Here is a 26,093-nt window from a genome sequence, read left to right as displayed (position 1 = left end):
CGATGAAGCGATGAGGGGTGAGCGTCATGGGCGACACGGAAACCACCACCACACACGCGGCGGGCGGACCGCATCCGCTGCGCTGGCCGGCGCTGGGGCTGCTGGGGCTGGCCCAGTTGATGCTGATCCTCGACGTCACCGTGGTCGCGATCGCACTGCCCGACATGGGTGCCGAACTGGACCTGGACCGCGCCGCGTTGACCTGGGTGGTCAGCGGATACGCCCTCACGTTCGGGAGTCTGATGCTGCTCGGCGGCCGGGCCGCGGACCTGTTCGGTCCCAAGCGGGTCGTCCTGGCCGGGCTCGCCGTGTTCACCGCCGCGTCGCTGGCCGCCGGACTCGCCACCGGCGCCCCGCTGCTGCTCGCCGCACGCATCGCCCAGGGGGCGGGCGCCGCGCTGCTCTCGCCCGCCGCGCTGTCCGTGGTGGTGCGGCTGTTCGAGGGCGACGAGCGCAACCGCGCGCTGGGCATCTGGTCGGCGCTCGGCGGTGGGGGCGCCGCCCTCGGCGTGCTGCTGGGCGGGCTGATCACGGCAGGTCCGGGCTGGGCCTGGGTCTTCTTCGTCAACGTCCCCGTCGGCCTGATCGTCCTCGTCTCGCTCGCCCGAATCCTGCCCGGCTTGCCGCGCGCGGGCACCGGCTCCCTCGACATACCCGGCGCCGCCCTCGTCGCCGCCGCGACCGGCGCCCTCATCTACGCCCTGATCCGTGCCGGCGACCACGGCTGGCTCGACATCGTCACCGTGGCCCTGGTCGTCGCCGCGGCAGTCGGCTACGCGGCGTTCGCCCTCTGGCAACGCCGGGCGGCGGCGCCGCTGATGGACCTGCGTCTGCTGGGCCGGCGCCCGGTCGTGGCGGGGACCTTCGTGATCGCTGTCACCACGGCGCTGATGGTGGGGGCCTTCTTCCTCGGCTCCTTCTACCTCCAGAACCAGCAGGGCCACGGTGCCCTGACGACCGGCGTGCTGTTCCTGCCGGTGGCGCTGCTGACCATGGCCGCCGCCGCAGCCGCCGGCCGCGTGATCGGCCGTCTGGGAGCACGGCTGCTGGCCGTGGTCTCCCTGGCTGTCGCGTCCGCCGGGTTCCTCCTGCCGGTGCTCTGGTCCGGAACCACCGCGATGGTCATCGGCGTGAGCGTCGCCGCGGCGGGACTGGGCGCCCTGTTCGTCGTCGCCTCCGCCACCGCACTCGCCGACGTCGCTCCCCACGAGGCCGGGGTGACGTCGGGGATCGTCAGTACCTTCCACGAGTTCGGCGCCTCGGCCGGCGCCGCGGCCGTCTCCAGCGCCGCCGCCACGAGCATCGCCGCCCACTCCGGCGCCCAGGCCGCCTCCGGCTTCGACGACGCGTTCCTCGTCGCCACCGGCATGGCCGCGGCCTCCGCCGTCATCGCCGTGTGGCTGATCCCCGCCAAGCACGAGTAGGCCCGAGCCGACGGTCCCGAAGGCCGGCAGGGGTGGGCCGCGCCGGCACTTCCACAGTCGCGCCCGCACTTCCACAGCCGCTCCGGCTTCCACTGCCGCTCCGGCTTCCACAGCCGCGGCGCAGGCGAAGCCGAAGGGCCCGCCCATGCGCCCTGCCCGCCACCGCATCGCAGCGATCCCACCCGCGGACGAAGCCGTGGGGCCCGCCCGATGCAGCTGCCTGCCACCGGCATCGCAGCGATCCCACCCACAACACCCACAACGGAGCGGGCGTACTGCACGCCCTGGAGGCACTGGATGAATCACCGCAAGCGCAAGCTGCTGACGGCAGGCATCACCGCGGCAGCCGTCGGCGCGGCACTGGGCGCCGCCCTCCTGATCGGCGGCACGCTGCGAGAGAGCGGCAACGGGCAGACCGGCCGCCAGGAAGCGGTCGCCGAACGCGGCCGGACCGTGATGCCGTTCGACCTCGAGGAGACCACCCACCACTTCACCCCCACCGAGACGGGCGGGGTCCAGGACGTCGTCGCCGACCAGCCGGACGACGCCCAGCAGGTCGACCTCATACGCACCCACCTCCGGCAGGAGGCCAAGGCGTTCGGCCAGGGCGACTTCGGCGACCCCGCCCGGATCCACGGCAAGGGCATGCCGGGCCTGACGGATCTGCAGGACGGCTACGAACGCATCGCGGTGCGCTACCAGGAGCGGCCCGACGGGGCCACCCTCACCTACGAGACCGCAGAGGCGGTCCTGGTCGACGCGCTGCACGACTGGTTCGAGGCCCAGCTCGGCGACCACGGCGACCATGCCGAAGCAGGACACTGACCGACGGGACGAGCACCGGAGCGGGCTCGTCACCGCGCACATCGCACGATCGGAAGTGGACAGCTTGAGTGATCCTTACGAGGTGCGCGTGGGCGTGCCCTCGGTCGAGGCCTTCCGCCGCATGCGCACCGATGCCGGCCTCTCGGACAAGGACCCGGAAGCGGTTGCGCTCGCCCTGCCCCGCACATGGCACGGGGTGGTCCTCCACCACGAGGGCGTGCCCATCGGCATGGGGCGGATCATCGGTGACGGCGGTACCGCGTTCCAGATCGTCGACATCTGCGTGCACCCCGCACACCAGGGGCGTGGTCTCGGCAGGCGCATCATGGCCGCGCTCACCGAAGAGCTGGAGCGCCGGGCGCCGGCCACCGCCTACGTTTCGTTGATCGCGGACGGCTCCGCACGCTTCCTCTACGAGAAGTTCGGCTTCGCCGACACCGCCACGCACGACTCGATCGGCATGTACCGCGTGATGGGTGCACGCCCTGATCCCGGTGATGACCGGGGCGGGGTGCGTCACAGTCGGCGTGGCCCGTCGCCTTCCTCGGCCCTGGAGGACCCGCGGGAGTGCTCAGGCGCGAGCGCTGTCCGCCGGGGCGAAGAGGTGGGCGAGCCCCTGCCAGAGGGGCATGACGGGGATGGCGGTGGCCGGGGTCCGGCGTGACGGGCCGGGGGTGGTGGATGACGGGCGGCCGGTGCGGGCCGTGCTGGTCGCTGCGGTGGTGGTGTGCGGCATGGGGAGACGCTCCTCTGGGGCAATGAGATCGGGGTGGCCGAAGTGGTGGTCAGGCTCGCTGTGCGCGGCCCTTGAACAGCGCGGCGCCCGCCCCGAGGGACACGACCGCCATGCCGATGCTGGTCGCGATGCCCATCGCGCTGTCGTCGATGAGCGGGGCGGCGATGGCGACGACGAGGTTGAACAGGAACAGGAACCAGAGGACGGGGCGGGAGGAGAGGAGCGCCTTCATGGGGTTTTGCCTTTCGGGAGTGCCGTTGACCTTGTGAGATCAACGATCCCGTCATCGGCCCGCCGCCACGAGGGAGTGCTCTGCCCGATCGAGGGTGTAGCCCGCTACACCCTCGATCGGGTCACTGCCGGCCGCCGCGGCTCACTTCCCGGCCGCGGTCCAGGCCACCCGGTATCGGAGGTGGGCGACGGCGGTGAGTGCCGCGACCGCCCCGGCGACCAGCAGCGGGTGCCCGACCAGCCAGGTCTGGACGCCCTCGAAGGGGTCGAAGGACGTCAGCGTCGCGCGCTCCAGCATCCAGGACATCGAGAACACCAGGCCGATGACGGCCACACCGATGCGGAACGCGGGGTAGAGGGTCGTGCGGGCCAGCACGAGCAGGGACGGCATCACCAGCGCGACGACGAGCAACTGGGTCAGTTCGATGCCCAGGTTGAAACCCAGCAGCGTCGTCACGAGCGACCCGCGGTCGAGGCCGAGGTCGCCGATGAGCGAGGCGAAGGCGAGGCCGTGGACCAGGCCGAAGCCTGCGGCGATCAGCACCTCGCCGCGTGCCACCAGCGGCCGTAGCGCATGGACCGCGGACACCGCGATCGAGAAGGCGATGAGCGTCTCGACCGGCCGTGACGGGACGTGGACCACTCCCGAGGCCGCCAGGGCCAGGGTGAGGGAGTGGCCGATGGCGAAGGCCGACACGACGTGCACGACGCGTACGACGCTGCGGCGGGGTGAGGTGTCTCCGGTGCGCCAGCGGCCCGCGGTTGCCACCAGTGGAGCCGGGATGAGCAGCATCAGCAGGAACAGCAGGTGGTCGGCGCCCTCACCGACGTGCTCGATGCCGAGCTGCGCGGTGGTGGCGAAGCCCTTCAGCCAGGAGCCCTCGCCGGCCGGGACCCGCAGGCTCCTGGTGTCCCAGTCGAGGACTCCGAGGGTCTCGGCGTCGTCCGTCTTGAGGATGCCTCGGTCGAAGTCGTACCGGACGGTGGCGATGACCTTGTGGGTGAGGAGTTCCTCGACGATGACGTCGTAGCGCAGGTCGAAGTCGGTGACGTCCTGTCCGTCCGGCGGGCGGATGGTGAGCGGGTAGACGAGGTGCGCCGTCCCGTCGATCGTCCGGACCGATCCGGTGCCGAGCGTCGTGGTCCAGGAGGTGCCGTCCTCGCCCACGGCGCTGATGTGCCGCGTGGCGTAGCTCTTGAGGAAGGTCCGGTCCTCGCCCAGCACACTCGTGCGGGTGAGGTCGCGGTCCACGGCGATCGCCAGGCGGTCGACGGGGAGTTGGACCTCGCCCTCGACCCGGTCGTCATGGACGTCGAGCAGGACGGCCGAGGTGCTCATCGGGTGGGCGCCGGCCGGCGACGCGAGGCCGCCGACCAGCAGGAACGCCGCGAGCAGGAGGATGGAGAAGAGGCGGCGGCGCACTGATGTCATTCCCAGCCGTAGTCGGAGGTCTCGTCCCGGAAGATCGTGTGCTGGTGGATCTCGTCGGTCGAGGCGCCGGGCTGGTTGGAGAACTCGATCCAGGCGGACGGGCCGTCGAGACGGACGTACGTCTGGTCGTTGTCGATCGTGGTGCCGCCGCTCCAGCCGATGTACGTCTCGTCGTACTCGGAGACGTACTTCTTCAGCAGCCGGGACGCGGCCTTCTCGTCCAGGTCGTCGACCCAGGTGCGCAGCATCGCGGTGACCTTGGCCTGCTGCTTCTTGGTGAGGCTGCTGACGAGGACGCCCTCGGGGTCGGTCGGGAAGGGGCCGTCGTTGCCGGGGCCGAGGTAGAGGTCGTCGAAGCTGCCGTCGATCTCGGCGGCCGTCAGCTCGTCGGTGGTGAGCGACTGGATGGCGCCGATGGTGGCGGCCCGCTTGTCGGCGAGCGGGGCGTAGGCCTTGTCGTCCCAGACGAACTCCTCCGGCTCGACCGCGGTCAGGGTGGGCGACATGGTCACGTTGTCGCCGGCGTAGGTGATGTTGTAGGCCGCGTGGTGGCCGCCGTACTGGACGGTGAACTCGCCGGTCTTGCTGGGCTCTCCGAAGAAGGAGATGTAGTACCACTCGGAGCCGAAGTTGGCGCCGCCGCCGCCTCCGCCGCCGGGTCCGCCGCTGGCGCCGTCGGTCGGGGCTCCGGAAGGAGGCGTGGGTGTGGCGGTGGGGGAGGCCGACGCGGTGTCCCCGGTGTCCTCGCTGTCCGAGAGTGAGGCGAGGTAGTCGTCCGCCTTGCGGATCTCCACGAGCTCCTCGTAGCCCTGCTTGCTGAGCGCCGCCTCCATGACCTTCATGGCCGCCGCGTCCTGCTCGGCGGTGAGGTCGCCCAGCTTGAGGCCGTTGCGCTCGACGACAGGCGTCGGGAAGTTCGACCAGCCGGTCTTCTTCGCCTCGTCGTCGAAGTCGTAGAGGACCGTGTCCTTCTGCTCGTCGGAGAGCGTCGCGAGGAAGTCGTCGACGGCCTTCACGACCTGGGCGGTGTTGGCGCCACCGGCCCCGGTGCGGGCCGCGGAGGCGGGGATGGTCTCCTTGGCGACCGTCGCCGAGGCGGACCCGGGGTCGAACGCGAGATAGCCGACGGTGCCGAGGGCGATGCTGGCGCACGCGGCGAGTACCACAGGTCGGCGCAGCACTGGGCGGGTGTGGGAGGGCATGACGCTCCTGGGGCGTGAGGGGATGGTGCCCTCATCGTGGGAGCGCGATCTCAGAGCCCGGCGGGAGCCGGTCCGGAATTCGATGAGAACCCGCGCACAGGACCGCACAGGGCGCTGTGCCACGATGCCCGCATGCCGGATCGCGTCCTCGTCGCCGACGACGACCGCGCCGTACGTGAAGCCGTCGCGCGGGCCCTGGAGCTGGAGGGGTACGACGTCGTCACCGCCGCCGACGGGGTGGAGACCCTTGTCCTGACCCGCCGGAGCTCCTTCAGCGCGCTCGTCCTCGACGTGATGATGCCGCACGTGGACGGCGTCGCCGTGTGCCGGGTGCTGCGCGCCGACGGTGACCGCACCCCCGTACTCATGCTCACCGCGCGGGCCGGGATCCCCGACCGGGCGGACGGCCTGGACGCCGGCGCCGACGACTATCTGCCCAAGCCCTTCGAAGTGCCCGAACTGCTCGCGCGGTTGAGGGCACTTCTGCGGCGGGCCGCGCTGACGGCATCGCCCGCCGAGGGAGAGGGAGAGGGAGAGGAAGACGAGGACGTGCTGCGGACGGCATCCCTGCGCGTCTCTCCCGGTACGCGACGCGCGTCGTGGGACGGCGCCGAACTCCAGCTGACCAGAACCGAGTTCGACCTGTTGGAGCTCCTGGTGCGCAACGAAGGGCTCGTACTGGACCACGCGGCGATCTACCGGGACGTGTGGGGTCCCGACGCCGGTGTGGACGCGAAGAACCTCGCCGGTTACGTCGGCTATCTGCGCCGCAAGCTCACCGAGGCCGGAGCGCCCGGTCTCATCCACACGGTGCGCGGCGTGGGGTACGCGGTGCGGCGGCCATGAGTGCGGCCATGCGTACGGCCATGAGTCTGCGCTCGCGGTTCGCGCTCGCCTTCGCCGCCGTCGGTGCCGTGGTGGCGGTGACCGTCGGCGCGCTGAGCTACCACGCCGCCTCCGACCGAGTCCTCGCGGAGATCGACCGGACGCTGCGGTCGACCACCACGGCCCTGGCCCGCGCCGAGGAGAAACGCCAGGAGCAGGCGGTGGCCGACGCGGTCACCGAGGGCACCGACCTCTTTCCCGGACCGGACCTGCCAGGGCCGGGGGACGAGGAGGAAGCCCATCCGGTCGTGCAGGCCGTGGCCCGCGACGGCACGCCCACCCTCCTGGGCGGCCCGCTGGACAAGCTGCCGGTGTCCGACGCCGCGCGCACCCTCGCCGCCTCCGGCGCGGCCGGCCAGTCGGACACCACCGAGACAGAGGTGGACGGCCACACCTACCGCCTGCTGACCACCGCACTCGGAGGGAAACGTGGCGCCCTGCAGGTGGCCGTCCAGGTCGACCAGACCCACTACGTCCTGGGCGGCATGGCGCGGCAGATCGCGGCGGTCAGCCTGGCGGTCATGCTCGCCGCCGCGGTCGCGGGCCGGCTGCTCGCCGGACGCATCACCCGACGCCTCGCCCGGCTGACCGACGTCGCCGAGAAGGTCAGCACGGACGGCCGCGTCGACCACGGCGTCGCGGAACTGGTGGGCGGACGGGACGAGGTCGGGCGGCTGTCCGCGTCGTTCAGCAGGATGCTCGGCCGCATCGTCGCCGCCCGCGAGGCCCAGGAACGGCTGGTGCATGACGCCGCCCACGAGCTGCGGACCCCGCTGACCAGCCTGCTGGCCAACGCCACCGTGCTGCACCGCGTCACCGAGCTGTCCCCCGACTCCCGCGACCGGCTCCTCGACGACGTCCAGGACGAGACGCGCGAGCTCGGTCACCTCGTCGACGAACTCGTCGAACTGGCCCTGGCGGGCGGCCGCGAGGAGGCCGAGGAACCCGTGGACCTGGCCGGGGTGGCCCGCCGCGCGGCACGGCGCGTGTACCGGCGTACCGGCCGCCTGGTCCACATCGACGCCGACGACTCCGTGGTCCGCGGCCGTCCGCAGGGCCTCGAACGCGCGGTGGGCAACCTGCTGGAGAACGCCGCCAAGTTCGACACCGAGGGCAGCGAGCCCATCGAGGTACGCATCCGGCGAGGGGCGGTCACCGTCCTCGACCGGGGGCCCGGCATCGCAGCCGACGACACCGGCCGGGTGTTCGACCGCTTCTACCGGGCCGACGGTGCTCGTGGTCTCCCCGGCTCCGGACTCGGCCTCGCCATCGTCCACGACGTCGCCGAGGCCCATGGCGGAGAAGTGTCCGCGGGGGCGCGCTCCGGCGGGGGTGCCGCGGTGGGCTTCACCGTGAGCCCGGCACGCCTCCTGGGGCCGGCCTGACGCGCGCTCCTGCTGCTGTCGTCGCCGCTCCCGCTGCTCCCGTCGCCGCTCCGGCGTGCGCCTTCGCGTCCGGGGCGGTCCGGCTGGTGGCACGGCCTGTTCGGGGCTGTTCCGGCTGGTGGCACGGCTGACCTACACCCGGCAGGTCATTCTGGAAGCCCCTCGCGTCGGCGACCAGTTCGCCCTGGTCGAGACGGTCATCGCCGTGGCCGCCGTCATCTCCGGGTGGGGGCTGCGCCCGGAGCCCGGCCGGCCGTTCCGCCCGAAGCCCCGGGCGACGCTGAGCCCTCGGCTCACTTCCGATGACGCTGCGGCGCGCGTGACTTCTGTACGGGGATGAACCGCTCGGCGTCCTGGATGTACCGGCGTACGGCGAACGCGGTGTAGGCCAGGCCGACGAACCAGCCGATGGGCACCGCCCAGATGAGGCCGTCCAGCCCCAGCGGCCCCTTCAGGAGGGAGGCCGTGGGCACCCGGAACACCAGGAACGACAGCATCGTGCACACCAGCGGGAAGACGGTCCGCCCGATGCCGTTGAGGAAGCCGTGGACGACCGCCATCGCCGTGTACAGGAGGAAGAACGGGTACGTCATGAGGATGTAGGAGGCGACGATCCCGCGCACCGAAGGGTCGGTGGTGAAGGCGGCCGCGATGTCGTGCCGCAGCAGGATCACCAGTACGGATTCCGCCAGCGTCGCCCACAGGCAGATCCGCAGGGCCTCCAGCAGGACCCGCCGCGCCCGCTCGGCGTCGCCGCCTCCCGTGTGCTGGGCCACGAAGACCGTTACCGCCCCGGACAGGTCCAGGTAGAACCGCCCGGCCAGTGCCTCCAGCCGCGCGGCGATGCTCAGCGCGGCGATCGCGGCCGTGCCGAACGGGGCGATCAGTGACGTCAGGACCATGCTGCCGAGGGAGAGCATGACGTGCTGGATGCCCACCGGGAATCCCAGCCGCAGGGAAGAGCCGGCCTGCCGGGCCAGTTGGGGAAGTGAGCTGCGGTAGCGGTGGATCCCGTGCCGGCGGGCCACGAGCACAAGGCCTGCCACGAAGGCCGTGCAACTGGCCGCCACGGTTCCCAGGGCCGCCCCGCGCAGCCCCCATCCCAGCAGGGCCACGAAGCTCCAGGCGAGGACGATGTTGAGGAGGCTGCTGAACACCATGATGTACATGACCGTGCGGGAATCGCCGAGCCCCCGCAGGAAGCCGCCCAGCGCGCCGATGCCGAACATGCCCACGAACCCGAGGGAAAGGGTGCGCAGATAGGTCGTGCTGCCGTCGGCGATCGTGCCGTGGATTCCCATGGCGTTCAGGAGGAAGCCGGTGCTGGTGAAGATCAGTGCCATGCACAGCACCGCCCATACGACGGCGAAGCCCGCCAGGCCGACGACGGCGTCCTGCTGACTCTCGGCCCGGCCGGATCCGGTCATCCTCGCGAACCGGATGGCGAAGCCGCTGACCAGGCCGAGGAAGACGGCGTTCACCAGGTAGAAGATCGGCTGGCCTGCGCCTACGGCGGCCAGGCCCTCGATGCCGACGTAGTGGCCCACGATGATGCTGTCGGCCAACAGGTAGGACTGCTGTACGTAGTTGGCGACCGACATCGGGAGGCTGAAGCCGAGTATCGACCGCAGCTCGGGACGATGCTTCTTCGGCCAACGCACGGAAGCCACGGGGCAATTGTGGCGAGTGTGGTGGCACAGACGACAGAGCATGTCGATATTTGGCCGGTTCCGGCTCATTGAGTGCATGACACACGCACCCTCGCGGCAGGGTGGCCGCATGCCAGGTCCAGGTCCCATCCAGTCCGTGTCCCGAGCCGCGGCTGTGCTGCGGCTCTTCGCCACGGGCCAGTGCCAGTTCGGCCTTTCCGACACCGCTGCCGCCCTGGGCCTGCCGAAAGGGACGGTGCACGGAATTCTGCACACGCTCCGGCAAGAGGGCCTCGTCGAGCAGGACTCGACGTCCGGCAAGTACCGGTTGGGCGCCGAGTTGGTGAGGCTGGGCGGCAGTTACCTTCAGCGGCACGAGTTACTGGCCCGCGCACTTCCCTGGGCCGACGACCTGGCCCGGACCACCGCGGAAGCGGTGCATGTGGGCGTGCCGCACAGGTCGGGCGTACTGATCATCCATCACGTCCTACGGCCCTTCCGGCCCGACGAGACGAGGCAGGTCCTGGAGACCGGCATGACGGTGGCCCTCGAGGGAACGGCACTGGGTGCGATCCTCGATGCTCCGAGAACCCCCGCCGGCCTCCTGGAGGTCACCCTGGAGCGGGACTGGGCCTGTGCTCCTGGCCCTGGGGACGGGGTGGTCTCCCTCGCCGCGCCGATCCGCGACAGGCGGGATGCCGTCGCCGCCGTAAGCATCACGGGAGCCGCCGCACGCATCTGCGACGGCGGCGAGGCGCGCGGCTCCCTGGTCTCCGCGGTCAGGAACTGCGCCCGCGCCATCTCCCACGATCTGGGCGCCGACCGCCCGCCTGCACCGCCCGCGGCGAGGGCGCCGAGTTCCCCGAGGACATCTCGTACGCCGTGAGCAGGCGTTCCGTGTCGGTCGGCCGGCTGCCTCAGCCGGCCGTCGCAGACCTCGTCGTGCCCGGCGGATGCCGTCACGCGCCGGCCGTACGAACCGGTGCGCGCGTCCGCCGCGCCCTCGAGGGCTCTACGGCTCGACGCCCGTCACCGCCGGACCGAACCGGATGACGTCGTAGAGGCCGTGTTCGCGGGCGTACGACTCGATGTACGCGCGCACCCGGTCGCGGCGCGGGAAGTGCGGGCGGTCGGCCGGCATCCCGCTGGGCCGGGCCGCCCAGCTCGAGGAAATCGCCGACTGGGTCTGGAAGTTGTGCCACGGGACCTACCTGACCGGCGAGACGCCGGTCGTCAGCGGCGGCATCACGGTGCGCTGATCCCGGCCTGCCGCCCCTTGCCGCGGGTCGCGGTTGAACTTCGAGGCCGACCAGACGGGGTCACGCCCGCTACTTGGCGTCGATCTCGGCGATCAGGGCCTCGATACGGGTCCTGATCTCGTCGCGGATGGGGCGGACGGACTCGACACCCTTGCCCGCCGGGTCTTCGAGGGCCCAGTCGAGGTACTTCTTGCCGGGGAAGATCGGGCAGGCGTCGCCGCAGCCCATGGTGATGACGTAGTCGGACGCCTGAACGGCCTCGGTGGTGAGGATCTTCGGCTGGGCCTCGGAGATGTCGATGCCGACTTCCTTCATGGCCTCGACGGCGGACGGGTTGACCTGGTCACCAGGGATGGACCCGGCGGAGCGGACCTCGATCCGGTCGCCCGCGAGGTGGCCGAGGAAACCGGCGGCCATCTGCGAGCGCCCGGCGTTGTGGACGCAGACGAACAGCACGGAGGCGAGCGGGCTGGAGGACATGGGCTCTTCCTTTGTACGAGGTGTACGAGGTGTACGGGGTCTACGAGGTGTACTGGGTTCAGATGCCCGGCAGCGAGGCGAGCAGCTCGGTGATGTGGGCGTCTATCTCGTCGCGGATGCCACGCACGACGGCGACCGGGGCGCCCTCGGGGTCGGTGACGGGCCAGTCCAGGTAGCGGCGGCCGGGCACGATCGGGCAGGCATCCCCACAGCCCATGGTGATGACGATGTCGGCGGCCTGCACGACCTCGTCGGTCAGCGGCTTGGGGAACGCGTCCGTGAGGTCCACGCCGGCCTCGGTCAGTACCTGGGCGACGACCGGCTCGACCTCGGCGGCGGGATGCGTGCCCGCCGAGGAGACGACCACGTGGCCGCCAGCGCGATGGGCGAGGAGGGCGGTGGCCTTCTGGGAGCGGCCGGCGATGGGGGTGCCCCCGCGCGAGGTCGTTCGAGCGTGGGGGAGGCTGCACACGAACAGCACGCGGGGCAGGCCGGTGCCGGGCGCGCCCGTGATGTGGGCCAGCGCGTCAGCCGCTCGGTGGTCAGGTGCTCGGCCAGCACCGCGAGGTGGGTGCGGATACGGGCATGCTCGGCGAGACGCTCGTAGGAGTCGATGAGCAGGCGCTGGATGGTCTCCGGCGAGAAATGCCCCCGGTAGCGGAGGGCGAGGTGGGCGATGCCGGCCGCGAGGCGTTCGTCGGGCAGAACGGGGGGTGTGGGTGCGGTCATGGGAACCCCCTTCGGGGCGTGGGCCCCACGGGTGTGGGGATGCGGGTCCCAGGGCTCAGCCCAGGCTGGTATCAGCCCGGAGTGATGTGACAGTATCAGTCCATGCTGAAGTCAGTCGACACTGATCTGATGCGGGTTCTCGCGGACCCGCTCCGGCTCCGGATCGTCACCCTGCTGGCCAAGGAGACGCTCTGCAGCACCCACCTGATCGAGGAGACGGGGGCCAGGCAGACCAACCTCTCCAACCATCTGAAGGTGCTGCGCGAGGCCGGGGTCGTGGAGACCGAGCCGTGCGGCCGGTTCACCTACTACCGGCTCAGGCCCGACGTCATCGCCGCCCTCGCGGGCCGGTTCGCCGACCTGGCGGAGACCGCGCGCGTCACCGCCGAGAACAACGTCAAGCGGTCCTGTCCCTGATCCCGTCGCCCGTATCCGAGGAGTCCTGTTGACCGCCACCGAGACCGCCGAGCACGACAGAGCCGGGGAGGCCGCCATAGCCGGCAAGCCGCAGCCCGCGCCGGGTGCCACCCCGCCCCGTACCCCGCTGTCTTCCAGGGCCGCGGCCGAACTGCTCGGCACCGCGCTCCTCGTCGCGGTCGTGATCGGCTCCGGCATCCAGGCCACCGAGCTGACTCGCGATGTCGGTGTCCAGCTGCTGGCCAACTCGATCGCCACGGTCTTCGGGCTCGGCATCCTGATCCTGCTGCTCGGCCCGGTCTCCGGCGCGCACTTCAACCCGGTGGTCACGCTGGCCGAGTGGTGGACCGCGCGGCGCGGCGGTGACGGTGTCACGGCTCGCGAGGTCGCGGTGTACGTCCCCTCGCAGGTCGTCGGCGCGATCGCGGGCGCGATCCTGGCGGACGCGATGTTCGGCGAGCCGCTGGTGGAGTGGTCCACGCACGACCGCTCGGCCGGTCACCTGCTGCTGGGCGAGGTGGTGGCCACCGCCGGCCTGATCCTCCTGATCTTCGGCCTGGCCCGCACCGGCCAGTTGCGCTTCGCACCGGTGGCCGTCGCCTCGTACATCGGCGCCGCCTACTGGTTCACGTCGTCCACGTCCTTCGCCAACCCGGCGGTGACGATCGGCCGTGCCTTCAGCGACACGTTCGCGGGCATCGCGCCGGGCTCGGTCCTGGGATTCATCGGGGCCCAACTCGTCGGCGCGGTCGTCGGTCTGGCATTGGTGGCACTCGTCTTCCGACCCGGCCGGTCCGCTGAATGACGCGACTGAATGACGCGACTGAATGACGCGACGGGAACGCCGTAAGGGCAGCCGGAGGATCGACGTTCGGCCTGTCGGCCGCCGTGCAGTCCTTGGGCAACCTCGCGGCCTCCGCCGTCGCGGGCATCCCTTGGACCGCCTTCCCCCCCCGGGGCAGCCGCCTTCGCCTGCCTGACGGGGTGGATGCTGCCGGCCCTCGCCGGCCTCGCACTCACTGCCCGACGGTGAGCTGGCGACGGTGGAAGTCGAAGTGCCGGGTGGGATACCGGTACAGGTCCGCGACGGTCATGACATCGCGGAAGAAGGGGTCCCAGCGGGTCGGGTAGTGCATGCCGAGCGCGAGATCGGCTTCCCGCTCGGCGTCCAGCCGGCGGTGCAGACCGGCGATCACGCGGTCGAACACCGTCCCCATGCGGCGGCGGCCGAGAACCTTCGCGGCGCCGAGCGGACCCAGGTAGTTGACGACGTCGAAGGGCCGGGTCCCGGCGTCGAGGAGACGGGCGAAGGCCCGGCCGGCGCCGCGCGGCAGCCGGCCGAAGATCCGCATCAGGACCAGCAGCGGCCGGATCAGGATATAGCCGAAGAGCATGTGGAACAGCAGCTGTTCGTTGGTCCACCGGGTGCCGTCGGTGGGCCGGCGCAGGTCGGCTTCGGAGGCGTCGTCGAGCAGCTGGTGGAACGTCGTACGGGTCCGCTCCATCTCCTCGTGGGTCGCCTGACGGTTCATCGACGGCTCACCCGCTCTCTGTCCGGTCCGCTCAGTCGAGGGTGCCGAGCATCTGCCCCATCGCGGCGACCACGGACGGCTCGACCCGGTAGTACACCCACGTCCCCCGCCGCTCGGAGGTGAGCAGTCCGGCCTCCCTGAGCTTCTTCAGGTGGTGGGAGACGGTCGGCTGGGAGACGCCGACGTCGGAGATGTCGCACACGCACGCCTCGCCGCCCTCGTGCGAGGCGACCAGCGAGAACAGCCGCAGCCGGACCGGATCGCCGAGCGCCTTGAACATCCTGGCGGTCTTCTCGGCCTCGTCGGCCGTCAAGGGCCGCTCGGTCAGTGGCGGGCAGCACGGCACCACGGCCTCGGGGGCCTCGGGTTCCAGCAGCGGCAGCGCCTTCACATTCGACATGCTCCCATTTTGACACATGTCTATGTTGACATCCATCGATTCAAGAGCAATGCTGGCGGAGTCTTGTATCGACGAATGTCGATGCACCGATTCTCTTCAGGAGGACCTCATGGACGACCTGCCCGTCGTGGTCATCGGCGCCGGCCCCATCGGCCTGGCCGCCGCCGCCCAGCTCGTCGAGCGCGGCCTCGAACCGTTGGTCCTGGAGGCCGGCCCGGTCGCGGGCAGCGCGGTGCGCGAGTGGTCGCACGTCCGCCTGTTCTCCACCTGGGGCGAGCTCGTCGACCCCGCCGCCGAGAAGCTTCTCGCTCCCACCGGCTGGGTCCGCCCCGACGGCACGACGTACCCGACCGGCGGCGACTGGGCCGAGCGGTACCTCCAGCCGCTCGCCGACGTCCTCGGCGAGAAGGTCCGCTACGGCGCTCAGGTGACCGGCGTCGCCCGCGCCGGCCGCGACCGCATCGTCGACGCGGGCCGCGACGAGCAGCCGTTCACCGTGCACGTCCGGTCCGCCGACGGCCGCGAGGAGCGGGTCACCGCCCGTGCCGTCATCGACGCCTCCGGCACCTGGTCCACCCCCAGTCCCGTCGGCGCGGACGGCCTGCCCGCCCTCGGCGAGAAGGCGGCCGCCGACCGCGTCTCCTACCGCGTCCCCGACCTCAACGACCCTGCCGTACGCGCCCGTTACGTGGGTAGGCGCACCGCCGTGGTCGGCTCCGGCGCCTCCGCCTTCACCGCTCTCGCCCTCCTCGCCGACCTGGCCAAGGAAGAGGAGGGCACGCACGCGGTGTGGATCCTGCGCCGCGGCATCGGCGCGAACACCTACGGCGGCGGCGAGGCCGACCAGCTCCCCGCGCGCGGCGCGCTCGGCCTGCGTGCCAAGGCGGCCGTCGAGGCCGGCCACGCGAGTGCGGCCACGGGATTCCGTACACAGGCTGTGGAACGCGACGGCGGTCGGCTCGTCCTGGTGGCCGAGGACGGCGGCCGCCTCGACCCGGTCGACGAGGTGATCGTCCTGACCGGCTTCCGCCCGGACCTGTCCTTCCTCTCGGAGCTCCGCCTCGGCCTCGACGAACGCCTCCAGGCCCCGACCGCCCTGGCCCCGCTGATCGACCCCAACGTCCACTCCTGCGGCACGGTCTACCCGCACGGCGTGAACGAGCTCTCCCACCCGGAACAGGGCGTCTACCTGGTCGGCATGAAGTCCTACGGCCGTGCTCCGACGTTCCTCGCGATGACCGGCTACGAGCAGGTCCGCTCCATCGCCGCCGCGATCGCCGGCGACCAGGAGGCCGCCGAGCGCGTCGAACTCACCCTCCCGGAGACCGGAGTCTGCGGCGGCGCGGGCCTCTTCGACGAGCCGGAGAACGCCGAGCAGTCCGGCGGCTGCTGCGCCGCTCCCGCCACCCTCCAGATCGGCATCGGCGCCCCGGCCACCACGTCCGGCGGCTGCTGAACTCTTCGCACACTCAAGGAGGTTCGTCATGTCCCGCATACAGCTCGCCCTCCGCGTCCCGGATCTCGACGCGTCCATCGCCTTCTACAGCAGGCTCTTCGGCACCGAGCCCGCCAAACTCCGCGACGGCTACGCCAACTTCGCCATCGCGGAGCCCCCGCTCAAGCTCGTCCTCATCGAAGGCGCGGCAGACGAGGCGACCCGCATGGATCACCTCGGCGTCGAGGTCGAGAGCAGCGAAGCGGTCCACGCCGCCACCACTCGCCTGAGCGAGGCGGGCCTGGCCACCGACGTCGAGAACGACACCACCTGCTGCTACGCCCTCCAGGACAAGGTCTGGGTCCATGGCCCGGGCCAGGAACCCTGGGAGGTGTACGTCGTCAAGGCCGACGCCGACTCCCTGGCCAAGCAGCAGGGCAGCACCTGCTGCGCCGCCACGGCCGGCACCGGATCGAACGAACCGGTCACCGCGGGCAGTTGCTGCTGACCACCCGATGGCCGACCTTCACCCCCACCAGGCCGCGACCGGCACGGGAGACCGGTCGCGGCCTCGCGCCGCCCTGCTCTCAGGAGGGCACCCTGGCGGGCACTGCGATCCGGCATCAAAGACGCGTAAAGATTGCCGGAATTCGGCAATGAAACGGCTCACCCTCGCGTGTGAGGATTCCGTCAAGCCGGAGTTCAGCGGCGGGTGAGAGGGGGACGGCACGCATGGTCTGGTTTCTCGGACTGGGCATCACGGGGGTCGTGCTGCTCGCCCTGTCGCTGGTCTTCGACGGGGTGCTGGACGGCGTGCTCGACGGCGCGCTGGGCGGCATCCTCGACGGGTGGCTGTCGCTGCCGGTCGTCGCCGGGTTCGTGGCGATGACCGGCTTCGGCGGCGCGATCGCCCTGGGAGCCACCGGCGTCGGTCCGGCGGCTGCCACCGGGGTCGGCGCGTGCGCCGGGGTGGGGGCGGCGTGGCTGACGTACCGCTTCAGCCGTGCCTTGATGCGCGACCAGACGGCGGTCACGCCCCGCGGAGACGACCTGGTGGGTACGTCCGGCAACGTGGTCACGGCCATCCCGGCGGGCGGCTACGGCGAGGTGCTGCTCCAACTCGCCGGTCAACCGGTGAAGTTCGCCGCTCGCAGCGCGGGGCCGGTGGCCCGGGGCGTCGAGGTGTGGGTGGAGACGGCGCCGTCGGCCACGTCGGTCGTGGTCCGCCCGGTGGACCGCTGAACCCTCTTCTCCGTTCCTTCTCCCTGCTCTTTCTCTCGTACGTGATTCGGGGGCATTGCCATGAGTCCTGTCGTCGTTGCCGTGGTGGGAGTCCTCGTACTCCTCGTCCTGCTGGCACTGGTCGTGGTCACCCGCTACAAGGTGGCGGGTCCGAGTGAGGCGTTCATCGTCACCGGGCGGCGTGGCAAGAAGGCCACAGACCCGGACACCGGCCGGGTGTTCACCGACAACAGCGGGCAGAAGGTCGTGGTCGGCGGCGGGGTGTTCGTCGTGCCGTTCGTGCAGCAGAAGTTCACCCTCGACCTGTCCTCGCGGCACATCCCGGTCGCGGTGCGCGGCGCGGTCACGCTGCGCGGGGTGAAGGCCAACCTGGACGGCGTCGCGATCGTCAAGGTCGGCGGCACCGAGGACTCGATCCGGGCCGCCGCGCAGCGGTTCCTGATGCAGCAGGACGGGATCGTCGGCTTCACCCAGGAGGTGCTGTCGGGCGCGCTGCGGGCGATCGTGGGCCGGATGTCGGTGGAGGACGTCATCCGTGACCGGGCCGCCTTCGCCGGGCAGGTCGCCGAGGAGGCGGAGGCGAGCCTGTCCGGGCAGGGCCTGGTGTTGGACGCCTTCCAGATCCAGGACATCACCACCGAGGGCTCCTACCTGGAGGACCTCGGGCGCCCGGAGGCGGCCCGGGCCAAGCAGGAGGCCGACATCGCCGAGGCGGTGGCCCGGCGGGCCGCCGAGCAGGCGCGGCTGAAGGCGGAGGAGGAGATCGCGGTCGCCCAGCGGACGTTCGCCCTCAAGCAGGCCGAGATCAAGGCCGAGACCGACGAGGCCGCGGCCCGCGCGGCCGCCGCCGGTCCGCTGGCCGAGGCGGCTCGGCAGCAGGAGATCCTCGCCGAGCAGGAGAGGGTCGCCGAGCGGCAGGCCGCCCTGACCGACCGCGAGCTCGACACGCAGGTCCGCAAGCCGGCCGACGCCCAGCGGTATGCCGCCGAGCAGGAGGCCGAGGCCCGCCGGGTGTCCCGCGTGAAGCAGGCCGAGGCGGAGAAGTCGGCGGGCATCGCCGCCGCGCAGGCGGAGGCCGAGCGGGCCCGGCTGACCGGTGAGGGCGAGAAGCAGCGCCGCAGCGCGCTGGCCGAGGCGGAGGCCCTCGAGGGCCTGAAGCAGGGTGAGGCCGAGCGGGCTCGGCGTGCGGCGATCGCGGAGGCGGTGCGGCTGGAGGGCGAGGCCGAGGCGTCGGCGATCGGTGCGAGGGGCGCGGCCGAGGCCGAGGCGATGCGGAAGAAGGCGGACGCGTTCGGGCAGTACGGCGACGCGGCGATCCTGCAGATGCTCGTCGAGGTGCTGCCGCAGGTCGTGGCCAAGGCGTCCGAGCCGCTCAGCGCGATCGACAAGATGACCGTCATCTCCACCGACGGCGCCGCTCGCATCCCGCGCGCGGTCGCCGACAACGTCGCCCAGGGCCTGGAACTCCTCGGCTCCACCACCGGGGTCGACCTCGCCGACCTGCTGAAGGGCGTCACGCAGCGTGCCGCGGCGACGGGGGAGCCGGCGACGCAGCTCAACGGGAAGGTCGAGATCACCGGCTGACTGCCGCTGAACCGCGAAGGCCCGCTCAGATCTCCTGGGCGGGCCAGTCCAGCAGCCGGGCCCCGATGACGGCGGTCTGAAGGGTGTAGCGGTGCGTCGGGTCGGCCGGGTTGGCGCCGGTCAGCTGGTGGATGCGCTCCAGCCGGTAGGTCAGGGCGCGCACGCTGAGCGCCAGGCGGCGGGCCGCCTCGGCCGCGGTGCAGCCCGAGTCGAAGTACACCTGAAGTGTCCGCAGCAGTGGCTCGGCACCGCCGCGGGCGTTCTTCAGCGGTCCGAGCGCGCTGAGCACCAGGTCGGCCATGGCCTGTCGGTCGCGGGTGAGGACCGGGTAGACCAGCAGGTCGGCGGCGCGCACCACGCGCTCGTCCAGGCCCAGCCGGTCGGCGAGTTCGAGGGTGCTGAGCGCCTCCTCGTAGGAGTGCACCACGCCGCCGGCGCCGGGCTGGGGGCGGCCGACGGCCACCCGGCTGCCGTCCGTGGCGGCGTGCGCCTGCTCGGCGAAGCAGGTGAGGACGTCGTCCTGGTCGCCCGGCGCGATGCAGACCAGCTGCCCGTTCTTGGTGGCGAGCAGGATGCGCCGGTCACCGAACCGCGCTATCAGCGCGGCCTCCACCTGGCGGATGACCGGTGCGGTGTCGTCGTACGCCTGCGGTCCCTCGGCGACCGCGACGGCATGCGCGCGGGACAGGACGAGTCCGAAGCGCTCGGCGCGTTCGGCGAGGCGGCCGAGGTCGCTGCGGCCGTAGAGCAGGTCGTCGATGAACTCGCGGCGCGCGGCCTCCTGTTCCCGGACGGCCAGGCGCTGGGCCCGTTCGTACCCTTCGGCGAAGGCGTCGACGGCCTGCTCCACCGCGGCCAGGACGCTGCCCGTGGAGCCCGGAGTGCCGGGCCAGGCGGCTCGGGTGGCCGCGAGGTGCTCTCGTACGAGGCCGCGCAGGCTGTGCCCGTCCTCCGCGGCCCGCTCTCCGAGGGCACGGCGCTGGTTCAGCTCGTCCCGGGTCAGGCGACGCCCGGTGGCGGACACCTCGGCCAGGATTTGCGCGTACCCGTCCAGATACCGCGTGGCCGTCTCCGGCTCGGTCACTCCGCCCCCGCCTGCTCCGTGTGCCGTTGACGCCCTTTTAACGGCCACCGGCATGCAGACCCTAATGAACTCTGCCGGAAACCGGCAACGCGCACGTCGGCTCCGGAACCGTCCGGAGTGCTCCCCGCATCACCGCACACGACTCATGTGCCGCGGTCGGCAAGGAGGACCGGGATGTGCGGACACTTCTGCAAGCCGCCACGGGCCTGCCCGCCACGATCCTGCTCATCGCCGGGTGGTGGCCTGCGGGCCGGCCTCATCGTCACGATGGTGGGCCGGCCCGCCCGTGGTCACCACAAGGGCCGCGCCTGTCACAGCGGGTGGCGACGGCCCGAGTCGTCCCGAGCGGGCGAGGCCCGCAGGTGCGACGGAATCACCCTCACCCGGCGTCGGCGGCGCCGAGGAGTTCGTGCAGCAGGTGCGAGGCCGTGATCACGCCGAGCAGGTGCGTGCGCCCTTTCTCCCGCCCGCCCGGCCCGGCCTTGTCCTTCTGCGCCACCGCCACCAACGGGCTGCGGACCCGGGCCATCAGCGCGGCCACCTCCAGCGCGGTGTCGTCGGGGTCGGCGATCGGCGGGGGCTCGGCCCTGCTGGACAGGCAGTCCCCGACGCTGCGGCCCGCCGGCGCCTCGCACAGCCGGTCGGCGTGCTTCTCGTCGACGACCGCCGCGAGGGTCGGGTCCTCGACCACGTAGGCGGGCACCAGCACCTTGACCATCTGGGAAGGCGTGATGTGGATCAGCCCGAGGAACCCGTCACTGACGAGCGCCCCGTCGGCCAGGAAGAGGAAGGAGGTGGACAGAACGGTCCGGGCGGCGAGCCCGGACAGCAGCACCGCGATCAGCAGCGCCACCCCGAAGACCACGACCAGCACATGACCTGAACTCCCCGAACGGCGAAGAGAGTTGTCCTCACACCGCCGACCAGGCTTCCCGGCACACCGCTGGGCACCCTACACGTTCTTTACGCGGCGTTGACAGGTTCTTGGCGCGCATCCTGAAGTGGCGGACATTGCCGGATTCCGGCAAGCCCAGGGACCTTCTACGAGTCGATGACCAGCCGCGCGGCACTGAAAAGGGCGGGGTTCGAAAACCCCGCCCGAAAGACCACGAAGCACCAGGTCAGGGCCACACCAAGCAGTACGGCTGATGCCCCGCCTCATGCAGTCGATGGCTGAAGTCCTGCCATTCGTGCAGCAGTTGGTACACATTGAACGCATCCCGGGGTCCACCCCGGTCCGGCACCGTCGACCAGATGAACGCGGCCGCGCCCACGGCCTCCTCGCCTATGCCCCGCAGTGGGTCCACGACGGTCATCGGGAGCTTCACGACGGCGTAGTCGGGGTGCAGGACGACCAGTTCCAGCGGGGGGACCTTGTGGAGGGGGACGCCCTCGATGCCGGTGAGGACCATGGCGGCCATGGTCTCCGGCTTGATCTTGGTGAACATGCCGTTCATGCCGAGCTCGTCGCCGCCGAGTTCCTCGGGGCGCATCGAGATCGGGACGCGGGCAGCGGTCGCGCCGTCGGGCGCGCCGAAGTACTTGTACGTCACCCCCACCCGACCACCATTCCTGCTCCCGGCCCTCAGCCGCTCGACCCTGCGGTCCAGCTGCTCCGACTCGTTACGTGCTTCGGCGGCTTCCTCCGCGTCGCGCCGGTGCCTTCCCCGCCTGGCACGTCGAGGACCCAGGTCATCAGTCCCCTCGCCCAGCCCGCCACCGCGATGCATATCTCCACCCGACTGCTTTTCTAGGACGCTTGGCCCCCGCCGCGCAACCCGATCATCGTGTCAGTGACCTCCCCCACGGCCGCCCGCCGAAACGTGCGTTGAAACACCTGTCCGCAGGATCTTCGCAGGCCCTGAACATACGGCTCGATGCCATGGTCCCTGTGAGCTGTGTGTATCTGCATCCAGTTTCGCAGATCGAGTACGGGTGCGGCTGTCCGACGGTTCAGCGGATGCCATCAGAAGTCCATGAGACGGCCATCATCGCCGCTCCGGCCGCACCCCGTCGCCGCCCACAGCCGCTGGCCTACCCTGAGGTAGTCACAGGCAACCGGAGTCCGGGAAGTCGGAGAAGGTCGGAGAAGTCGCAGGACATGAGCGAATTGCCCTATTCATACGATGCGCCTGTCTCGCAGGCCCTGTTCGACCGCGCGTCCGCCGTCACGCCCGGCGGCGTGAACTCCCCGGTCCGTGCCTTCCGCGCGGTGGGCGGGACGCCCCGGTTCATGGTGTCCGGCACCGGCCCGTACCTCACGGACGCCGACGGCCGCGAGTACGTCGACCTGGTCTGTTCCTGGGGTCCCATGATCCTCGGGCACTCGCACCCCGACGTGATCGCCGCCGTCCAGGACGCCGTCTCGCGCGGCACCTCCTTCGGCACTCCCGGTGAGGGCGAGGTCGCGCTCGCCGAGGAGATGGTCGCCCGGATCGAGCCGCTGGAGCAGGTGCGGCTCGTCTCCAGCGGGACCGAGGCCACCATGTCGGCCATCCGGCTCGCCCGCGGGTTCACCCGGCGCACCAAGGTCATCAAGTTCGCCGGGTGTTACCACGGTCACGTCGACTCGCTGCTCGCCGCGGCCGGCAGCGGTGTGGCGACCTTCGCGCTGCCCGACACCCCCGGCGTCACCGGCGCCCAGGCCGGCGACACCATCGTCCTGCCGTACAACGACCTCGAGGCCGTCCACGAGGCCTTCCACCGGCACCCCGGCGAGATCGCCTGCCTGATCACCGAGGCCTCGCCCGGCAACATGGGCGTCGTACCGCCGCTGCCCGGCTTCAACCAGGGGCTCAAGGACGCCTGCGCGCAGAACGGCGCCCTCTACATCTCCGACGAGGTCATGACCGGGTTCCGGACGAGTCGCGCCGGCTGGTACGGGATCGACGGGGTCCGCCCCGACCTCATGACCTTCGGCAAGGTCATGGGCGGCGGGTTCCCGGCGGCTGCCTTCGGCGGTCGTAAGGACGTCATGGCCCACCTCGCCCCCGCCGGCCCCGTCTACCAGGCGGGCACTCTCTCCGGTAACCCCGTCGCCACCGCCGCCGGTCTCGCCCAGCTGCGGCTGCTCGACGACGCGGCCTACGTCAAGATCGACGCCGTATCCACGCAGATCCAGTCGCTGGTCTCCGAGGCGCTGAGCAAGGAAGGCGTCGCGCACACGGTGCAGAGCGCCGCCAGCATGTTCTCCGTCTTCTTCACGGACCGCGCGGTCCGCAGCTACGAGGACGCCAAGGCGCAGGAGTCCTTCCGCTTCACCGCCTTCTTCCACTCGATGCTGGAGAACGGCGTCTATCTGCCGCCGTCCTCCTTCGAGTCCTGGTTCGTGTCAACGGCCCATGACGAGCAGGCGGTTCAGCGGATCGCCGACGCCCTTCCGGCGGCGGCCCGAGCGGCGGCGGAGGCCAGCGCGTGAGCGAGAACTTCAGCAACAGCAACGGCGACATCACCGTCGTCCACGTCATGCGGCACGGCGAAGTGGCCAACCCGGACGGGGTCCTCTACGGCCGTCTCGCGGGCTACCACCTCTCCGAGCTCGGCCGGCAGATGGCCGACCGGGTCGCCGAGCACCTCGCCTCCCGCGACGTCACGCACGTCGTCGCCTCCCCGCTGGAACGGGCGCAGGAGACGGCCACCCCGATCGCCAAGGCCCACGGCCTCGACCTCGCGACCGACGAGCGGCTCATCGAGGCCGACAACGTCTTCCAGGGCAAGACCTTCGGGGTCGGGGACGGCGCGCTGCGGCGGCCCGAGAACTGGAAGCACCTCGTCAACCCGTTCAAGCCGTCGTGGGGCGAGCCGTACGTCGACCAGGTCGTCCGCATGATGGGCGCGCTGGACACCGCCAAGGACCGGGCACGCGGGCACGAGGCCGTCCTGGTCAGCCATCAGCTGCCGATCTGGATCGTGCGGTCGTACGTCGAGAAGCGGCGGCTGTGGCACGACCCGCGCAAGCGGCAGTGCACGCTCGCCTCGCTCACGACCTTCACGTACCAGGGCGACAAGATCGTGTCCGTCGGCTACGCCGAGCCGGCCATCGACCTCGTGCCCGCCCATCTCCGCGCCGGCGCCAAGCCGGTGAAGGGGAAGGACAAGGCCTTCGGGGCGTAAGCCCTTACTGCCCCTTTCAAGCTCCTCTGTTACGGAATCCGGAAGTATCAGAGGAACCTCCCCGTTCGTCACCACCTCTGACTGGGCGACCACCAGAGAACGTGACGAATGGGGATGCATATGCGCACTGTCAGTCGAAGGGGAGCACTCGGACTCGGTGCGGGTGCCGCGGCCGCCGCAGGACTCGCGGGGTGCGGCACCCTCATGCCGTCAGATGCGTCGTCGCATGCCGCGGGTTCCAAGAACAGCCCCGCTCCCGTCCGCCCCCTCGGCGACGGCTCCACCTCCTTCACCGGCAAGCAGCCCCATCAGCCCACGAAGCCGGTGCCGTTGGAGCCGGGCCAGGCGCCGCCGCAGTTCGTCGTCTTCTCCTGGGACGGGGCCGCCGAGATCGGCAACGGACTCTTCACACGCTTCCTGGACCTCGCGAAGCAGTACGACGCGCACATGACCTTCTTCCTCTCCGGGCTGTATCTCCTGCCCGAGTCGAAGAAGCGCCTCTACGACCCTCCGAACAACCTCCGTGGCGCCTCCGACATCGGCTACCTCACCGACGAGCACATCAGGGCGACCCTCAAGAACGTCCGCCGCGCCTGGCTCGACGGTCACGAGATCGGCACCCACTTCAACGGCCACTTCTGCGCGGGCACCGGCACCGTCGGCAACTGGACACCCCAGCAGTGGCGCAGCGAGATCGAGCAGGCCAAGTCCTTCGTCAAGGAGTGGCGGACCAACACCGGCTGGACCGACCTGCCCGCCCTGCCCTTCGACTACGACAAGGAACTCGTCGGCGGCCGCACGCCCTGTCTGCTCGGCCAGGACAACCTGCTGCCCACCGCCCGCGAGCTCGGCTGGCGCTACGACGCCTCCTCGCCCGGCGGCAAGCAGATCTGGCCCGAGAAGCGGCAGGGCCTCTGGGACCTGCCCCTGCAGGCGGTGCCGTTCCCCGGCCACAGCTTCGAGGTCCTGTCGATGGACTACAACATGCTCGCCAACCAGTCGATCAACTCGACGAACGCGCCCTCCTACAACTACCCGGCCTGGCGCACCCAGGCCGCCGAGTCCTACATAGCGGGCTTCAGGCGCGCATACGAGACGAACCGGGCCCCTTTCTTCATCGGCAACCACTTCGAGCAGTGGAACGGCGGCATCTACATGGACGCCGTGGAGAAGGCCCTCGCGTACGTCGCGCGGGAGAAGGAGAAGGGTGAGGACGTACGGCTGGTCTCCTTCCGGCAGTTCGTCGACTGGCTGGACGTGCAGAAGCCGGAGGTGCTCGCCCAGCTCCGCACGCTCGACGTCGGGCAGCAGCCGGTCGGCGGCTGGAAGTCCTTCCTGAAGAGCACGGCCACGACCTCCTCGAGCGCCGCCTGAAATGCGGGTTTCCGCCCGCAAGGGGGGTGCGCAAGATCCCCAGAACGGGCATGCGAAACTTTTCACATGAGTGCCGCCAGCCGTAGCCGCTCCCGTACCCGCGCCACCCTGCTCACCACCGGTGCCGCGGTCGCCGCGCTGATCCTGTCCGCGTGCAGTTCGGGCGGCACCTCCGGCGGAGGCGGTGACACCAACTTCGTCATGGGCGCGGACGGCATCTCCACCGTCAAGAAGGCGGACCGGGCCGCGGCCCCCGACCTGTCCGGCAAGACCGTCGACGGCAAGCAGCTCGACGTCGCCGGCTACAAGGGCAAGGTCGTCGTCCTGAACGTGTGGGGCTCCTGGTGTGCCCCGTGCCGTGCCGAGGCGCCCAACTTCGAGAAGGTCTACAAGGACCTCGGGGCCGACGGCGTGCAGTTCGTCGGCATCAACACCCGGGACGCCAACACCCAGAAGGCCCTCGCCTTCGAGAAGGAGTTCGGCGTCACCTACCCGAGCCTGTACGACCCGACGGGCAAGCTGATGCTCCGCTTCCAGAAGGGCACCCTCAACCCGCAGGCCATCCCCTCCACGCTCGTCATCGACCGCGACGGCAAGATCGCCGCCCGCTCGCTGGCCGCGCTCAGCGAGGAGAAGCTCCGCAAGATGATCAATCCGGTCCTCGCGGAGAAGTGA

At 71.0% G+C, this 26,093-nt stretch carries 27 protein-coding genes and 2 pseudogenes; 16 read left to right on the top strand and 13 right to left on the bottom strand.

Annotated elements, in window-relative coordinates:
• The first annotated feature begins 26 nt into the window (after window positions 1–26).
• From IG08_RS0132885 to IG08_RS0132875, 3 genes and pseudogenes are all read left to right on the top strand, one after another.
• Complete coding sequence (locus IG08_RS0132885) at window positions 27–1,424, top strand: MFS transporter (protein WP_030610944.1); 1,398 nt, start codon at window positions 27–29, stop codon at window positions 1,422–1,424.
• A 297-nt stretch (window positions 1,425–1,721) separates the two neighbouring features.
• A complete protein-coding gene (locus IG08_RS0132880) occupies window positions 1,722–2,249 on the top strand; it encodes a hypothetical protein (RefSeq protein WP_030610941.1) in 528 nt (175 codons plus the stop codon).
• A 55-nt stretch (window positions 2,250–2,304) separates the two neighbouring features.
• A pseudogene (locus tag IG08_RS0132875) lies at window positions 2,305–2,730 on the top strand (GNAT family N-acetyltransferase); the annotation flags it as partial.
• 304 nt (window positions 2,731–3,034) lie between these two features.
• Here the strand turns inward: IG08_RS0132875 and IG08_RS0132870 are convergent.
• The 3 genes from IG08_RS0132870 to IG08_RS0132860 all read right to left on the bottom strand — a co-directional run bounded on the left by IG08_RS0132870 (window position 3,035) and on the right by IG08_RS0132860 (window position 5,850).
• On the bottom strand, window positions 3,035–3,217 hold the full coding sequence (locus tag IG08_RS0132870; protein ID WP_030610934.1) for a hypothetical protein: 183 nt from the start codon (window positions 3,215–3,217) through the stop codon (window positions 3,035–3,037).
• A gap of 141 nt (window positions 3,218–3,358) precedes the next feature.
• Window positions 3,359–4,648: a HupE/UreJ family protein gene (locus tag IG08_RS0132865; protein ID WP_030610931.1), complete on the bottom strand. Its 1,290-nt coding sequence runs from the start codon at window positions 4,646–4,648 to the stop codon at window positions 3,359–3,361.
• Window positions 4,645–5,850, bottom strand: coding sequence for a DUF3500 domain-containing protein (locus IG08_RS0132860; RefSeq protein ID WP_030610928.1), 1,206 nt, complete (start codon window positions 5,848–5,850; stop codon window positions 4,645–4,647). Before IG08_RS0132860 ends, IG08_RS0132865 begins: the two co-directional genes overlap by 4 nt.
• A 132-nt stretch (window positions 5,851–5,982) precedes the next feature.
• Here IG08_RS0132860 and IG08_RS0132855 point away from each other — a divergent pair, with 132 nt between their 5' ends.
• Complete coding sequence (locus IG08_RS0132855; protein ID WP_030610926.1) at window positions 5,983–6,696, top strand: response regulator transcription factor; 714 nt, start codon at window positions 5,983–5,985, stop codon at window positions 6,694–6,696.
• Window positions 6,693–8,120 (top strand): HAMP domain-containing sensor histidine kinase, encoded by a 1,428-nt coding sequence (locus IG08_RS0132850; protein WP_234343026.1) that lies wholly within the window; start codon window positions 6,693–6,695, stop codon window positions 8,118–8,120. The genes IG08_RS0132855 and IG08_RS0132850 overlap by 4 nt, the downstream gene beginning before the upstream one ends.
• Window positions 8,121–8,413: 293 nt before the next feature.
• Here the strand turns inward: IG08_RS0132850 and IG08_RS0132845 are convergent, their stop codons facing one another.
• Window positions 8,414–9,790: an MATE family efflux transporter gene (locus tag IG08_RS0132845; RefSeq protein ID WP_158812306.1), complete on the bottom strand. Its 1,377-nt coding sequence runs from the start codon at window positions 9,788–9,790 to the stop codon at window positions 8,414–8,416.
• A gap of 109 nt (window positions 9,791–9,899) precedes the next feature.
• Here IG08_RS0132845 and IG08_RS0132840 point away from each other — a divergent pair, with 109 nt between their 5' ends.
• The gene (locus IG08_RS0132840; RefSeq protein ID WP_052424968.1) at window positions 9,900–10,655 is read left to right on the top strand and encodes an IclR family transcriptional regulator; all 756 of its coding nucleotides are present in this window, start codon (window positions 9,900–9,902) and stop codon (window positions 10,653–10,655) included.
• A 126-nt stretch (window positions 10,656–10,781) separates the two neighbouring features.
• Here the strand turns inward: IG08_RS0132840 and IG08_RS62570 are convergent, their stop codons facing one another.
• From IG08_RS62570 to IG08_RS62855, 4 genes and pseudogenes are all read right to left on the bottom strand, one after another.
• On the bottom strand, window positions 10,782–10,910 hold the full coding sequence (locus IG08_RS62570) for a hypothetical protein (protein ID WP_267964978.1): 129 nt from the start codon (window positions 10,908–10,910) through the stop codon (window positions 10,782–10,784).
• Between the two features lie 187 nt (window positions 10,911–11,097).
• Window positions 11,098–11,508 (bottom strand): arsenate reductase ArsC, encoded by a 411-nt coding sequence (locus tag IG08_RS0132825; RefSeq protein WP_030610913.1) that lies wholly within the window; start codon window positions 11,506–11,508, stop codon window positions 11,098–11,100.
• Between the two features lie 58 nt (window positions 11,509–11,566).
• Window positions 11,567–11,980, bottom strand: a complete 414-nt coding sequence (locus IG08_RS61660; RefSeq protein ID WP_234343025.1) for an arsenate-mycothiol transferase ArsC — start codon at window positions 11,978–11,980, stop codon at window positions 11,567–11,569.
• 113 nt (window positions 11,981–12,093) lie between these two features.
• Window positions 12,094–12,237, bottom strand: a pseudogene (locus IG08_RS62855) (arsenate reductase ArsC); the annotation flags it as partial.
• A 102-nt stretch (window positions 12,238–12,339) separates the two neighbouring features.
• On the opposite strand from IG08_RS62855, the gene IG08_RS0132815 reads away from it, so the two are divergent.
• Together IG08_RS0132815 and IG08_RS0132810 are read left to right on the top strand one after the other, a co-directional pair.
• The gene (locus IG08_RS0132815; RefSeq protein ID WP_030610910.1) at window positions 12,340–12,654 is read left to right on the top strand and encodes an ArsR/SmtB family transcription factor; all 315 of its coding nucleotides are present in this window, start codon (window positions 12,340–12,342) and stop codon (window positions 12,652–12,654) included.
• A 28-nt stretch (window positions 12,655–12,682) separates the two neighbouring features.
• Window positions 12,683–13,459 carry an aquaporin gene (locus IG08_RS0132810; protein WP_030610901.1) on the top strand — a complete coding sequence of 259 codons (777 nt, stop codon included), beginning with the start codon at window positions 12,683–12,685 and terminating at the stop codon, window positions 13,457–13,459.
• A gap of 211 nt (window positions 13,460–13,670) precedes the next feature.
• Here IG08_RS0132810 and IG08_RS0132805 read toward each other — a convergent pair whose 3' ends face one another.
• Together IG08_RS0132805 and IG08_RS0132800 are read right to left on the bottom strand one after the other, a co-directional pair.
• Complete coding sequence (locus IG08_RS0132805) at window positions 13,671–14,186, bottom strand: DinB family protein (RefSeq protein ID WP_030610898.1); 516 nt, start codon at window positions 14,184–14,186, stop codon at window positions 13,671–13,673.
• Window positions 14,187–14,217: 31 nt separating this feature from the next.
• Window positions 14,218–14,586 carry an ArsR/SmtB family transcription factor gene (locus IG08_RS0132800; protein WP_030610895.1) on the bottom strand — a complete coding sequence of 123 codons (369 nt, stop codon included), beginning with the start codon at window positions 14,584–14,586 and terminating at the stop codon, window positions 14,218–14,220.
• Window positions 14,587–14,695: 109 nt separating this feature from the next.
• Between IG08_RS0132800 and IG08_RS0132795 the strand changes: the two genes are divergently transcribed.
• The 4 genes from IG08_RS0132795 to IG08_RS0132780 all read left to right on the top strand — a co-directional run bounded on the left by IG08_RS0132795 (window position 14,696) and on the right by IG08_RS0132780 (window position 18,847).
• The gene (locus IG08_RS0132795; protein ID WP_030610894.1) at window positions 14,696–16,042 is read left to right on the top strand and encodes an NAD(P)-binding domain-containing protein; all 1,347 of its coding nucleotides are present in this window, start codon (window positions 14,696–14,698) and stop codon (window positions 16,040–16,042) included.
• 28 nt (window positions 16,043–16,070) lie between these two features.
• Window positions 16,071–16,529, top strand: coding sequence for an ArsI/CadI family heavy metal resistance metalloenzyme (locus IG08_RS0132790; RefSeq protein WP_030610890.1), 459 nt, complete (start codon window positions 16,071–16,073; stop codon window positions 16,527–16,529).
• A 224-nt stretch (window positions 16,530–16,753) separates the two neighbouring features.
• Window positions 16,754–17,263 carry a hypothetical protein gene (locus IG08_RS0132785; RefSeq protein ID WP_030610886.1) on the top strand — a complete coding sequence of 170 codons (510 nt, stop codon included), beginning with the start codon at window positions 16,754–16,756 and terminating at the stop codon, window positions 17,261–17,263.
• A gap of 60 nt (window positions 17,264–17,323) precedes the next feature.
• Window positions 17,324–18,847 (top strand): flotillin family protein, encoded by a 1,524-nt coding sequence (locus IG08_RS0132780; RefSeq protein WP_030610883.1) that lies wholly within the window; start codon window positions 17,324–17,326, stop codon window positions 18,845–18,847.
• A gap of 25 nt (window positions 18,848–18,872) precedes the next feature.
• Here IG08_RS0132780 and IG08_RS0132775 read toward each other — a convergent pair whose 3' ends face one another.
• From IG08_RS0132775 to IG08_RS0132760, 3 genes are all read right to left on the bottom strand, one after another.
• Entirely contained in the window at window positions 18,873–19,931 is a 1,059-nt protein-coding gene (locus IG08_RS0132775) for a PucR family transcriptional regulator (RefSeq protein WP_030610880.1), read from the bottom strand.
• A 379-nt stretch (window positions 19,932–20,310) separates the two neighbouring features.
• On the bottom strand, window positions 20,311–20,805 hold the full coding sequence (locus tag IG08_RS0132770) for a CBS domain-containing protein (protein ID WP_078655836.1): 495 nt from the start codon (window positions 20,803–20,805) through the stop codon (window positions 20,311–20,313).
• Window positions 20,806–21,052: 247 nt separating this feature from the next.
• Window positions 21,053–21,490 carry a hypothetical protein gene (locus IG08_RS0132760; protein ID WP_003974483.1) on the bottom strand — a complete coding sequence of 146 codons (438 nt, stop codon included), beginning with the start codon at window positions 21,488–21,490 and terminating at the stop codon, window positions 21,053–21,055.
• A 542-nt stretch (window positions 21,491–22,032) separates the two neighbouring features.
• On the opposite strand from IG08_RS0132760, the gene hemL reads away from it, so the two are divergent.
• The 4 genes from hemL (at window position 22,033) to IG08_RS0132740 (ending at window position 26,093) form a co-directional block, all read left to right on the top strand.
• Window positions 22,033–23,349, top strand: a complete 1,317-nt coding sequence (gene hemL, locus IG08_RS0132755; protein WP_030610874.1) for a glutamate-1-semialdehyde 2,1-aminomutase — start codon at window positions 22,033–22,035, stop codon at window positions 23,347–23,349.
• A gap of 47 nt (window positions 23,350–23,396) precedes the next feature.
• Window positions 23,397–24,044: a histidine phosphatase family protein gene (locus tag IG08_RS0132750; protein ID WP_052424967.1), complete on the top strand. Its 648-nt coding sequence runs from the start codon at window positions 23,397–23,399 to the stop codon at window positions 24,042–24,044.
• A gap of 120 nt (window positions 24,045–24,164) precedes the next feature.
• Window positions 24,165–25,418 (top strand): polysaccharide deacetylase family protein, encoded by a 1,254-nt coding sequence (locus tag IG08_RS0132745; RefSeq protein WP_030610868.1) that lies wholly within the window; start codon window positions 24,165–24,167, stop codon window positions 25,416–25,418.
• A 66-nt stretch (window positions 25,419–25,484) separates the two neighbouring features.
• On the top strand, window positions 25,485–26,093 hold the full coding sequence (locus IG08_RS0132740) for a TlpA family protein disulfide reductase (protein WP_030610865.1): 609 nt from the start codon (window positions 25,485–25,487) through the stop codon (window positions 26,091–26,093).

Origin of the sequence: Streptomyces fulvoviolaceus (genome assembly GCF_000718165.1) — a bacterium.
Taxonomy (GTDB): domain Bacteria; phylum Actinomycetota; class Actinomycetes; order Streptomycetales; family Streptomycetaceae; genus Streptomyces; species Streptomyces fulvoviolaceus.
This window is presented reverse-complemented; position numbering and strand designations above follow the sequence as displayed.

Coding starts and splice junctions, on each gene's coding strand:
- IG08_RS0132840 (WP_052424968.1), top strand. CDS start 9,900: ATGCCAGGTCCAGGTCCCATCCAGTCCGTGTCCCGAGCCGCGGCTGTG.
- IG08_RS0132850 (WP_234343026.1), top strand. CDS start 6,693: ATGAGTGCGGCCATGCGTACGGCCATGAGTCTGCGCTCGCGGTTCGCG.
- IG08_RS0132885 (WP_030610944.1), top strand. CDS start 27: ATGGGCGACACGGAAACCACCACCACACACGCGGCGGGCGGACCGCAT.
- IG08_RS0132740 (WP_030610865.1), top strand. CDS start 25,485: ATGAGTGCCGCCAGCCGTAGCCGCTCCCGTACCCGCGCCACCCTGCTC.
- IG08_RS0132805 (WP_030610898.1), bottom strand. CDS start 14,186: ATGAACCGTCAGGCGACCCACGAGGAGATGGAGCGGACCCGTACGACG.
- IG08_RS62570 (WP_267964978.1), bottom strand. CDS start 10,910: ATGCCGGCCGACCGCCCGCACTTCCCGCGCCGCGACCGGGTGCGCGCG.
- IG08_RS0132880 (WP_030610941.1), top strand. CDS start 1,722: ATGAATCACCGCAAGCGCAAGCTGCTGACGGCAGGCATCACCGCGGCA.
- IG08_RS0132780 (WP_030610883.1), top strand. CDS start 17,324: ATGAGTCCTGTCGTCGTTGCCGTGGTGGGAGTCCTCGTACTCCTCGTC.
- IG08_RS0132785 (WP_030610886.1), top strand. CDS start 16,754: ATGGTCTGGTTTCTCGGACTGGGCATCACGGGGGTCGTGCTGCTCGCC.
- IG08_RS0132795 (WP_030610894.1), top strand. CDS start 14,696: ATGGACGACCTGCCCGTCGTGGTCATCGGCGCCGGCCCCATCGGCCTG.
- IG08_RS0132750 (WP_052424967.1), top strand. CDS start 23,397: ATGCGGCACGGCGAAGTGGCCAACCCGGACGGGGTCCTCTACGGCCGT.
- IG08_RS0132815 (WP_030610910.1), top strand. CDS start 12,340: ATGCTGAAGTCAGTCGACACTGATCTGATGCGGGTTCTCGCGGACCCG.
- IG08_RS0132870 (WP_030610934.1), bottom strand. CDS start 3,217: ATGAAGGCGCTCCTCTCCTCCCGCCCCGTCCTCTGGTTCCTGTTCCTG.
- IG08_RS0132855 (WP_030610926.1), top strand. CDS start 5,983: ATGCCGGATCGCGTCCTCGTCGCCGACGACGACCGCGCCGTACGTGAA.
- IG08_RS0132800 (WP_030610895.1), bottom strand. CDS start 14,586: ATGTCGAATGTGAAGGCGCTGCCGCTGCTGGAACCCGAGGCCCCCGAG.
- IG08_RS0132865 (WP_030610931.1), bottom strand. CDS start 4,648: ATGACATCAGTGCGCCGCCGCCTCTTCTCCATCCTCCTGCTCGCGGCG.
- IG08_RS0132825 (WP_030610913.1), bottom strand. CDS start 11,508: ATGTCCTCCAGCCCGCTCGCCTCCGTGCTGTTCGTCTGCGTCCACAAC.
- hemL (WP_030610874.1), top strand. CDS start 22,033: ATGAGCGAATTGCCCTATTCATACGATGCGCCTGTCTCGCAGGCCCTG.
- IG08_RS0132790 (WP_030610890.1), top strand. CDS start 16,071: ATGTCCCGCATACAGCTCGCCCTCCGCGTCCCGGATCTCGACGCGTCC.
- IG08_RS0132745 (WP_030610868.1), top strand. CDS start 24,165: ATGCGCACTGTCAGTCGAAGGGGAGCACTCGGACTCGGTGCGGGTGCC.
- IG08_RS0132860 (WP_030610928.1), bottom strand. CDS start 5,850: ATGCCCTCCCACACCCGCCCAGTGCTGCGCCGACCTGTGGTACTCGCC.